This window comes from Sporocytophaga myxococcoides DSM 11118 (genome assembly GCF_000426725.1).
Classification (GTDB): domain Bacteria; phylum Bacteroidota; class Bacteroidia; order Cytophagales; family Cytophagaceae; genus Sporocytophaga; species Sporocytophaga myxococcoides.
Map to the genome: position 1 here is coordinate 60,871 of NZ_AUFX01000003.1, position 11,709 is coordinate 72,579.

Here is an 11,709-nt window from a genome sequence, read left to right on the forward strand (position 1 = left end):
AACGGAGTTAGTAGCTTTTGGGAAAAATCAATTTTCATTTTTTTGAAATTTTAAAGTCCTTGTATAAAAAAAATATTTGAATAATATTTCGAACAGGAAATTGACTCTATGTATTTTACTGTTAAACGATTAATAGAGCATTTAAAACCCGAAATTTAACTTAAACACAAACCATTATTATGAAAAAGATTGTTTCATTTATTGCATTCTCTCTATTACTAACATTTGCATCCTTTGCACAACAACAACAGAAACATCAACCTACAGATCAAAAGGAACCTAAAACACCTGAAGAAAAAGCTCAGAAGCATTCAGCTCATCTTGCAAAGGAGCTTGGTCTGACACCTGATCAAACCGCTCAGATTAAAACAATAATTTTAAACCGCGAACAAAAGCAGGATGAGATCAAAGCCAAATATAAAGATGCACCAAACAAAAAAGGTCAACATCAGGAATTGGAAGCTGCAAAGAATAGTAGTGAAGCTGAAATTGAAAAAGTGTTAACTCCTGAGCAGTTGGCTAAGTTTAAGGAAAAGAAAAGTGAGAAGCAAAATGCAAAGCAAGGCGGAGGCAATAAAGGAGGACATAAAAAGACTAACCAATAGTTAAAGTAATATATTCTTTCAAACATAAGTCACCCTACCCAGGTGACTTCTCTATGTTTTTTTTAGTTTTAACCAAAAATTCAAGAAAACGATCTCAACATTCTAATAACACTCCAGCAATATTAAAATAATATCTGACATATACTTTTGGCTCATAAAAATAAAGTATAGTTCAAATGAAAAAGATTATCAGACACTCTCTTTTGCTATTTGTGATCTTATCTGGATTAATTTCCTGCAAAAAGAACAGCGATGATGTCCAACCAACTAACCCTTCAACTGTCTCTTCAGAAAGACACATCGCACTTGCCGGAGAAGACAATATGCGAGATCTGGGAGGTTATCCGAGCAGTGATGGAAAGAAGGTTAAATTCAGAATGCTTTACCGATCAGGTGAGTTATCAGGACTTACAAACGAGGATGTGGCTAAGTTAAATGCATTCGGGATAAGAAGAGTCATTGATTTAAGAACTTCCTCAGAGCGCAAAAGCCAACCTGATAAGAATATTGAAAGAACAATAATATACTACCTATCTCTGATCGCTTCTGATGTTTCTGGTGGTATATCGCAAATAATGGGTCAGATTATTTCCGGAAAAATTACTGCAGAACAGATCATGCTTCCTGCATATGCAGTTAACTCTGTTAAAATAGCTAACTGGAAAATAATCTTTGATCTGCTCAGAACAGGTGATCCAACATTATTTCACTGTACTGCGGGAAAAGACCGTGCAGGGATGACCGCAGCTCTAATTCTTTCTTCTTTGGATGTGCCAAGAGATACAATTGTTGCAGACTTTATGAAATCAAATGTTTATTTGTCAGAATCAATTGAGAAGACAGTATCTCAAATCAATATTGCTTATGGCGCCGGATCAGGAGATAAGCTAAGACCTTTGCTTGGTGTAGAACTGTCATTTATTCAGACATTCTTCCAGGACATTGAACGTCAATATGGAACAGTTGACAACTTCCTGACGAATGTTCTGGAAGTTGATAAAGCAGAGATGAAAAAGTTGTACCTTGAATGGGTATATCTATAGTTGAGTAACCCACCAATGAAGGGAAATAGAGAATTGGTTATTTATAAAAGAATGCCATGTAAGTCTTTACATGGCATTTCTTGTATAGGTGATTTTATAAAATTAGGAATTCTTGGCAAATGAAACTGCCATGTATACCTTTTTGTCTTTGTTATTTTTGAGGAATGGAAATATACTAGAACTGTTATCAACTGAAAGAGTCCAGTTTTTAGATGAGTCGATGGTTAGAGGGACGATCTGTGTTCCGATATTCAATTTGTTTTTACTCCAGTCGATGCAGCAGAAAGTAAGATTAATAACATCGTCCATACCAAGTTTATTAACCCAATATGGGAACATATCCTTGTTCAAAGAAATACTGAGCGTCCTGTCGGCGTCTTTTGAAGCTGATTCAAATCGGTACCACGCAGTGCTGAAATCGTAATTAAGACAGAATAACTGAACTGAATTTGGTTCTGTCAAAACATTTTCTTTGATAAAATCAACGGCTTTCGTTTTCAGCAATCCAGCTTCTCTTGCGGTATAACGGATATGCAAGACCACATCTGAAATAGATTCAAAATCGAACTGCGGTATGTCGTTTGGTAGTTCCAATTTCCATGTACTTTCTGCTCCAGCCCCTTCAAAAGGTAAGAATCTCTCATCTTTAAGATTCATTTCAAACATACCATTATCATTTTGGCCTGTGCTTGTAACGATAGATTGAATAGTTCCCGTAAAGTCTCGGAATCTGTCGTCCTCCTCGCTTAATACTCGAGCATACTCTCCATCTTTGAGAAGATTAGATGTCCTGATAGAGCTTTTTACCAAGGCCAATTTACAATGCACTCCAGTGTAAGGTCCGGTAATACATGGAATTGATAATGCAACAGTCTTGATTCTTCTCATATACTGTCCAGGGCTATCCATGTCGTACACCCATTCCGGAATTTTAATCTCACAACTACCAGTGGCTTTTAGTTTCAGAAGTCCGATAGGATCAAGCTTGCGAAGAGACACATGTTTTACCATTTCATAGTCACGAGCATTTTGCTTCAGATAAGCCATTTCGAGCCTTTTCAAATCCAGATAGAGCGTTTCTCCAGCCAACAGGCCTTTCCTTGTGCTATCCCAGTAACCAAATTGAATGATATTTAAATTGTCAAATTCTTTTCTCATCAATTCGTATTTCATGGTCTCTTCTGCAGCTTTCGCGGTATCATATGCGAATTTATAAGTATCAAAATAAGTCTTGGATATCGTACTTTTCATCCACGAGTATAAGTCTTCCTGAGTAAATTTATTTGTCATGAAATCGTATACCTCCTGAGACTGTTCCATCTGCTTAAGGTGATTCTCATATTCCTTTTTGGCCATTTGTTCTCTTATCAAAGAGCTTACTATTTGACGTCCATATTGAACCAGCTCGCTAGCAGCAAGGTTAGACTGTAACACGTACTCTTCTGCTCTGCGATAATATCCAGCCATTTTGGATGCCCTTTCAGCACTTCCAGCAAATGCATTTGCCACTTCTTTAGTTGCTTTTGTAGCTGCTTTTACACTATCACCAAATTGATCCCCACCAATTTCTAATTTTCCACCGACTCCAAGGGGAGTGCCATGAAGAGCAGACTTAGGAATTAATTTAAGGCCTGCTTCCGCTATCTGAATTCCCATAGCGATTTTATTAAATGTATCAGATGTTGGCAGGAAGATATTTAGCTCAGCATTTTCATTCTTATTTAAAGGAAGAGTTTTTCCAAGTTTCCCTCCAAAAATATCAGTTACGACATTACCTGCAAATTCCATTAAACCTCCAACGGAATCTTCTACTCTGTAGGGTTCATTGGTAATATCTGCAGCATATTTGCCTACCCATTCAGTATAAATTCCATCAAATGATTCTTCATTCAGGTTATTTCTATCCAGATCAAGTTTCTTCAGTGGGTCTAAATCGCCATCCTGGCTGCCAAGTATTTTCTTATAATGCTTGTACCTTTCAAAGGCTGTATTTCTACTTTTTACCAATGCTTCGGTTGAAGATTCGGACTCTTTCCATTGCAAGAACCGCACATCTCTTACAAGTTTCTGAAGGTTTATCTCATGTTTTTGTCTGAGAACGGCAAGATGCTCTGCTTCTCCTTTTTCTATAGAAGAAAGTAGTGAGTTACCCAATGATTTCAGTTCATTGCATATCTCCATCGCCTTCTGAAGAAGCAAAGGACCTCTGACTACAGATAATGGTTGATTGATATTATTCACTATACTTGCTATATCAAGTCCTGCGGCAGTTGCTTTTACCAACAATCCAACATCTATGGGAGGATCAAAAAGAGCAAGCTTCTGAACAATACCTTCAATATTCATACAATGCCTTATCTTGTAAAGACGATCTTCTACTGTATCCCAATAGCCAAGTAGCTTATCGTTTTGTGGAATGCAGAAATACAGACTTCTGGTTATTCCGAATACTGAATTACTTCCTTGATTCTGATTTATAGAACTCGTGGACGCAGTATTAAAAGGAAAATCATTTTCCATTTCAGCAAACGTATTACCGAAAGCATCAATCCCCATTGCTTTAAGCTCTGCATAACTTTTCGGTTTTAATTTTCCCCTAGGTGGTATTTTTTCTGGTCGGAGTCCAAGTATATTAGATGCGAGCACATATATCTGAGTGGCTTCATTAATGGATTCAATGGTATTTTGTCTGAACAAACTATCTCCCCAGGCAATAAGATTGTCAAGATACTTCATTAATACATTTAACTGGTACGCAAGATATCTGCCCCGGGCGATCACATGTGGTTGAAACGGCTTGTCTCTCCAGGCCTGTATGCTTTTCTCTATCCTGGTTTTAAGTTCTGAATCTTCAGGAGCACTTAATTTCTTCATCATTTCCTGAATAAACTCAGGAGATGTTTCCTGTCTGAAACGAAGGAACTTCCAAAAGCGCTGGGGAGCTTCTACTGTATAATCATTGCTCGTAGGATCGAATATATGGTGAAACCATCGTTGTGCTTCTTCAAACTTCTGATTTGAACTTAAGTGGCAAGCTATTGCAAGAGGAGCATGAAAGAAAAGTTCCCAATTATAAATTGAATATGCGCCATCATCACTAACATCAATATTCTCCTGAGCAAAAGTTTTTTTAATGGTGCCGTTTGTAAAGTCTACAGGTTTGAGTATATGGTTTTGGGCAATATAGTAATCAGAAAGATTTGCTTTTAGTGAAGCCAGTTTATTCACATCAAACAATGAATTCAGTCCTTTTTTATTAAGCAATTGAATAAGTTCATCTACATAAGGATGATAATGTACCGATAACTTATAATTTATTACTCTTTTATTTTTTTTAGTCTGCACCCATGAGCCTAACTTTGATTGCAGCTCCTTATTGATTGTATATTCATGGAAGTTTCCTGAGTTTTTCATCTTTATTATTTTAGAAATTCAATGAGTTAAAATGAATATTTAATTAAAAATTTCTACTGATGATTGAAGACTGTTCTGCAGTTTTCCATCCACTCCGAAATTAACTTTGCCAAGAGAGAATATGTCAGTAGAAGGAAGAATAACAGTATAATTTGGATTGGATGTAATTGCCAGCCCATCCCAAGGATTAACAACTGGTCCTTTAGGGTCCTTGAATTTCGGCTTTTCAGCCAATTGAGGAATTTCTTTAATTGGAGGTACCGTCAGTATTCCAAAATCATAATAACCGGTAAAATCTTTAATTGGTACTAGCTCCTCATCAGGCTGGCCATAAAATATACTTCTTTCATCACGATAAAAGAAAGGGGCTTCCCATTGATTTCCGGTAACCTTATATCTCATCGGAAATAACTGAAAACTTCCTATGCTACCTGATTTTCTTGTAAGCAATAATTCTGTAATGCTTGCTTTATTATTAGGCTGATCAACATTTACTTTGAATTCTGATGAATTGGTATCAATGAATATTCCTGCATTAGATTGAGCTCCAGAAGACTCGTAAGGTTTTCTAAATAGAGCAGCATTGAATTCACCCGCTGATTTTAATTTTGAATCTTCTTCCTGAGTTATTATTGGAGGACTATTTTTACTTGTGTAAGTAATTTTATAGATATAATTTATATCGCCGTAATAGTATAGACTAAAAATCAATCTTTCAGATGTATTACCTGTTGCAGGTTCTATTCTTCCATATAGAATTATATTTTTTATATCAAAAGAAGATAAATAACTTAGTACAATTGGCTTATCCAGATCGGATGATTTAGGAGAACTCCATTTACCATCGTAGTATTCCAACCAATGCATAGTGAGTTCCACTCTAATCTTTACATTGTCTTTCCAATCACCAGTGCTCAAATTTTCCATTGAAAAATTAGCACCTCCACTTTGAGCTCCCTGGGCTTTTTGAGAAGATTTTAACCAGAAAATAAACAATCTATTCTTCCACATGACAGGATATATATAATCTCCATCAATGGTCACAGATATCTTTTCCCATGGTGTCCAGTAGCCATATTCGAAGCGACGATAGTAATGTTCTCTGTGTTGGCCATTTGTTCTTCCGAAAACGTGGACTATATCATCATTCTGATTTCCTTTTTCATTTTCTTCAAGATACATCCCTACAATTTCAAGCCTTGCTACTTCATCCAGCTTTTTAAGGTAAGTGAGATATGCCTTTTCTGCCAGATCCTGATTGAGATCAGATTGGAAAAGTTCTCCTTCCAGTTCTTTATAAAATGATGATTTATTGTCACGTAATTCCGGCTCCAGCCAGTTTTCCGGATAAAGGAATACTTTTCTGTTTGCCTCCCATATTCTGTATCTTCTCATCCACTCCCATTGTTCTGCCTTTATGGATGATGGCGCTACCTTTGGCTCCAGGTTTATAAGGCATCTGTTAATAAATAACTGAACGCTAGATAGTGCCTGTCTGATTCTGGATGTCTGCATACAGGCATCCATTTCAACATCTATTAAGAAATACTCAAATAGCTTATTTGCAGTATTAACCTCTTCAGAAGGTTTGTAATAAGTTAATATAAAACTAACCAAGGCATCGCGCTGTCTATTTCGCAAAGGGTCACTAATGCTTTGCATTGTTTCAAGCCAGACAGTTCCATCAATCTTTGCTTTTATCTGGGCTTTAATATCACGAATAGTCTCTGCATCAGGACTATTTGTTATCCAATTCAAAACCTGTAATGTTGGATATCCGGTAGTAGTGACAAAAGCCATTGCATTCAGCACCTTTTTAAGATTACTGATAGAAGTCAGATTATTTTTATTCCAAGAGAATTTTTCTAAAACCTTATCTAAGTCTGTTTCATTCCAATAGTTTATGGAAAGCAACAGATTTTTTCCCTGACCATTTTTTACTTCAGGATCTTTCAGAATGTTTATCCAATTGTCTTCTTCTGAATCATAATCGTTTTTAATCTTAACAAATTCCAACAGCAATAACACCTTATCCCATAACTCATGCAATGCTGGATCTGAAATGTTATGCCCGGTATCCAGGTCGTTCAGAATATTCTTTGTCTCTTCATTATTACCTGTCAACCATGAAAGTTCCATCGGAGTAAGCTTAAGAATATTGTGAAGATAGACCGCCTTCTGAAGTCTGATAAGAGAAGCCTTTGCATTGAGAATACTTCCTTTATCAAAAATATTGTTGGCTGGCACTATGCTCTTTGCCATGGCTTTTGTTCGCCACAAAAGATTTACTTCACCACCTGTTGGTAAATTATTAATTTGCAGACTGGCAGCATAGATAACACCAGTCTTCAGTGGAACAGGAACGGTTATTACAGCTTCTTTAGACATTCCTACTGAAATATTATCCAAAACTTTTATTCCGTCAAAGGTGAATGTAATTAAAGTATTTTCGGGAGCCTGGATATACAAAAGATAATCATCAGTGGCAATTGGATCTACATAGAATTCATATATCTGATTATTATTAAAGAGAACTTTCTTCTGAAGATTGATAAAATCATTTACTACAGATTTACTATTATCTGACATGGCCTGAACAACTTCAGGTCTCTCTGTAAGGATACCGGTTATTTCAATGTCCGATTTTAATATAGCGGATAAAGTATTCTTCAACCCGAAAACTTTAAGTCTGAGTTTCAGATCTGGTAATATTTCATCCAATAATGCCTGTGTTTGTTTTGCCGGATCACCAATGGGTTTTACTATATCAAAGACTGATTTAAGTTCCGGATAAGAATCTCCGAAGCTCTTCAAATCGTCTTTGCTAAGATTAAATAATGAAGTAACTGCATCCTTAAAATCATTTTTAAAATTATCAAGATCAGCTGGGGAAGTTATGTTGCTTAAATCTGCGTCTACAAGTAAATCAGCCTTGCTTTTCAGATTATTTTGAGCTTCGTCAGTCAACACTCCATTATATGTTAAAAGCTTGCTAAATGCATCATAATTAAGTTTTAAGTCAGCCTTAATTAATTTATCAGGGAGACTTTCTTCCTTTAAAATAAGAGGTGTAGAATAAGTTTTCGAATCTGTAAGAAAAGCAAAAAAATCGTTTACGATAGTCGGATCATAGACTTGAGACATCCTGTCTTTTGCAAATGAAAAATCTGCGTTGACTGGAGCACTTCCATTTTCAGCATCCACAGTATTCAACACCTGACTGATGACTTTGAGATTATTAAGAATTTCTGATTCTGATGATTCAAGCTTTCCACTTATATCTTTACTCCACAGAATGTAATCCAGATCTTTGACTTTGACAGAAAGATCTTTGAGCAAAGCAACTATTTTTAATAATTTGATCAGAGAAGGTTTGTCGGTATCAAAATCATCTGCAAGAGGATCTATATTACTTAAAGTGCTCAGATCGTTCAGGTCTGGAACAGTAAACTTTAAAAGCTTGGCAAGCTGTTCAATTCTTACATCTCTGCTTATGGTTTTATCCCATAGTATCAGCCAATCTTTCTGCTTTTTATCAGATATAGATTGCAGGTCCATAACACGAAGGAAATTTGCAATGCGTGCAAGCAATTTTACAAATGCACCATCCAGATTTCCTTCATTTAAATCCTTAGGAGGCAGAGGCAAAAAAGTATTTATTAAACTATCTGTTTGAGTAATGCTCCACCCCTCTTTTTTCATCAGACGAATGAAACGATGTAGCTTATGATATTCTAGTGCAGTTAATTTATCCGCATTTACATCAGGATTCAAATAGCGCAATTGAACTTCTGCAAAATTACAATCACAGGGTTCATCCGGATTTATATCTTTAAGTACTATGAGTTTCAGAATTAAATCCTGGTTTTTTCTTATCCATTGCGGGACATCACTATCATAGTCAGGCAAATTTAGATCTTTAGGAAGGTTGCCTTTAAACTCATCATCACTTATAGAACCATTGATCACTTTTACAATTTCATCCATACCAATTTTAAGCCTGGATAGCGCAGGAACCAATAATGATCCGGGATTGATAAATTTAGTTTTTAAAATATCAATAAGATCTTCATACGAAATTTCTACTCTATGACAGAAGTTTTTCCCACCGGAAATTGCAGTATTTAAATCATCTATAGAATTTCCTTCTGGTTCGCCAAAATACTCCGGAAGGTTTTTATATGTAATATTGGTAAATATCTGATATTCTTCCTTTGTCAGCCCAAGTCTTTCAATCCTTGTTTGCTCCTTTCCCTCAAAGATTTCCAATCCTTCCTCAAGTGTAAGGTCCCATATTTTAAATATAAGTCTCAAGGCTTCAAGTGGCTGGTCAAATGGAAGATTATAAGGAAATACCTTTTCTTTAATAGTGCTATAAACACTATCAATGACAAACTGAGGATCAGCCAATAGGTCATCAGTCTTTACACCTTCTGTAACATCATGTCCTTTGAAGTTGCTCAATGATCCTTTATTAGCAATATAGTATTCCAGTATTTCATTGACCAGGTCTATATAAGGCAATACTGTATTGGTATTTTCACAAGTAAGCTGAAGGTGTTGTATATCTGGCCTTCTATCGTTAAGAACTTCAATTGGATTTTGCTTTTCAGGATATTTTACATCTGTGAACTGCAACAATTCAACGAGATAAGCCGCTGGACTAAGCACTGATTTACAATGGTCGCAGGCACAATAATCCATGTTTCCGAATAACTCCTCCAGCGTTGGATAAGCTATAATTTCCTGTTGTTCTTTTTTGAGCTTGCCTGATATGCCATAAACATTAGGCATTCCCCTATAGGTAAGATAAGTAGTTGCCAGATTAAGGACGGAAGAATAAATTTCATTGGCTTTGGTGTACACCATGTCAATTTCTTCTTCATTTTTAAAGGCTTCTGAAACTGATTTTTTAAATTCATTTCTGGTAAAATTCATTACGTGAAATGCTGAATCAAAATTCATGAAGGATAAAGCTTTCATAGCGTCGTTGGAAGGTGTGAGCTGGTAAAGACGTTCTATTTTCTTCACGGCACTCTGCATTTCAGGTTTTAGATCATGAAACCCATCCCAGCTTTTTACAGGCTGTTGACCAATTGTATATTTATCTGAAGTCTTTTTGAAAAAATCCGAAAGCTCTTCTTTGAGGACATTTGTTCCCGTGCTGACTTCATTGCGTTGTATCATCTCTGAAACCACCAATGAAGGATAGCTTTTTTGAACCATATTAGCCATTCCTTTCGCATAATCCTTAAGGCTGATATCTGTAGGTAGATCTTGTCCAATAATCCTTTCCCATTCTTCCTCCTTGTAAAGCCCTGCCTGTACAAGCTCTGCTGGGTCAGAGATTCTGAAATTCCCATATAAGCGCTTCATTAGAGGAGCATTCTGTAAAGTCAGATAACCTAATTTGCCATCTGTCTGTAAACTTGAAACAGTGTGCTCATCGAAACCCTTTTCTTTTAATGATTGCCAGAACTTGTTCACGTCTTCGCCTGACTGCCGGTAACTCTCGACAAATGACTTTTTCTGATCATTGTTTAATCTGAGTTCCAGTAAAGAATTTAGAGAAGATACTCCTGAAACGGGAGGTTGATGCAAGATGTAGTCAGCGCTCAGGGACTCCTGAATTTTAATTGTTTCCTGAATATTAGTCCCTGACTGAATCACTTTATATTCCACTGCCTTGTTTAACAGATTTCCAAGTGATTCAGAAGAAAGCTTGCTCACTGCTTCACTATTTCCGGCAACACCTGATCTGAATATTGCATAATAGTGTTCTGCAGGAATTTTTGTTTCGGAACTCAATTGGTCTGCCTGTGATGCCATGGCAATTATCCTGGCATCCCATCCGGTTTTGTTGGCTATTAAAGTGATATCACTATGAGTTTCATCTTCTTTCAGTTCCTTTAATGTTTTATCTCCCAGTATTGGTCTTATATCATTCAGAAGTCTCTCAAACTCTACTGGTCTCAAAACCTTACTAGCAGCGATAACAACGTCGATTGTTTCTTCTTCTGAGGCATTATATTTTATTTCAGATCGAATTATTTCCTTCTGATTATTATCCGCTTCAAAGATTCCTAGTTGAATATCAGGACTAGTCTTTCCTTCCAATTTGTCCTTTGGATAAACGATTTTATAATTTCCGAAAGGATCTGTATAGCCCTCGCCTATTGCAACTTCACCACCAAGTCTTTTATCATATGCTATAATATGACCATTTGTAACAGGCAGCCCACGGTCTGAAGAAATTCTACCGCTTATTTTGTTAAACCCCGGAACAGTGCCGCCAGATGTGCTGCCCTCTAAGGGAATGGAGATGATAATATTTGAAGATTTTCTCTCTGCATTCCACCTTACATTGTTTGAGGTATCGACAAGCAGGTAATCACCTTTAAAAACTTTAAAATATATATCGGGACGACGGTCAAAAAGAAGTTCCGAATAATATTTCTCATTGAATTGAATAGAAAAAAATCCTTTATCATCACTGGTTGCGGAGCCTAAAAGATCATCTATGATGTAATCTTTGTCCCAGGCTTCTATTCTTAGATTTGCAACTGGCCTTGCAGTCTTTTCAGTCAAAACAAAGCCGCTGATTTCAATATTTCCCATGGTCTAAAAATTTTGTTATTGTTTAGTGT

4 protein-coding genes are annotated in these 11,709 nt (G+C 36.3%); 2 read left to right on the forward strand and 2 right to left on the reverse strand.

What is annotated here, in order from left to right:
- Positions 1–179 precede the first annotated feature (179 nt).
- Both K350_RS0100205 and K350_RS0100210 read left to right on the forward strand, forming a co-directional pair.
- The gene (locus K350_RS0100205) at positions 180–605 is read left to right on the forward strand and encodes a hypothetical protein (RefSeq protein ID WP_028978197.1); all 426 of its coding nucleotides are present in this window, start codon (positions 180–182) and stop codon (positions 603–605) included.
- A gap of 176 nt (positions 606–781) precedes the next feature.
- Positions 782–1,648 carry a tyrosine-protein phosphatase gene (locus tag K350_RS0100210; protein ID WP_028978198.1) on the forward strand — a complete coding sequence of 289 codons (867 nt, stop codon included), beginning with the start codon at positions 782–784 and terminating at the stop codon, positions 1,646–1,648.
- 102 nt (positions 1,649–1,750) lie between these two features.
- On the opposite strand, the gene K350_RS26750 is transcribed toward K350_RS0100210, so the two are convergent.
- Together K350_RS26750 and K350_RS0100220 are read right to left on the reverse strand one after the other, a co-directional pair.
- Positions 1,751–5,062, reverse strand: a complete 3,312-nt coding sequence (locus K350_RS26750; protein WP_162144103.1) for a Tc toxin subunit A-related protein — start codon at positions 5,060–5,062, stop codon at positions 1,751–1,753.
- 39 nt (positions 5,063–5,101) lie between these two features.
- On the reverse strand, positions 5,102–11,680 hold the full coding sequence (locus K350_RS0100220) for a neuraminidase-like domain-containing protein (RefSeq protein WP_028978199.1): 6,579 nt from the start codon (positions 11,678–11,680) through the stop codon (positions 5,102–5,104).
- Positions 11,681–11,709 lie beyond the last annotated feature (29 nt).

What these genes read in the sequence shown, in the direction of transcription:
- K350_RS0100205 (WP_028978197.1), top strand. Translation starts at nt 180, where the DNA reads ATGAAAAAGATTGTTTCATTTATTGCATTCTCTCTATTACTAACATTT.
- K350_RS0100210 (WP_028978198.1), top strand. Translation starts at nt 782, where the DNA reads ATGAAAAAGATTATCAGACACTCTCTTTTGCTATTTGTGATCTTATCT.
- K350_RS26750 (WP_162144103.1), bottom strand. Translation starts at nt 5,062, where the DNA reads ATGAAAAACTCAGGAAACTTCCATGAATATACAATCAATAAGGAGCTG.
- K350_RS0100220 (WP_028978199.1), bottom strand. Translation starts at nt 11,680, where the DNA reads ATGGGAAATATTGAAATCAGCGGCTTTGTTTTGACTGAAAAGACTGCA.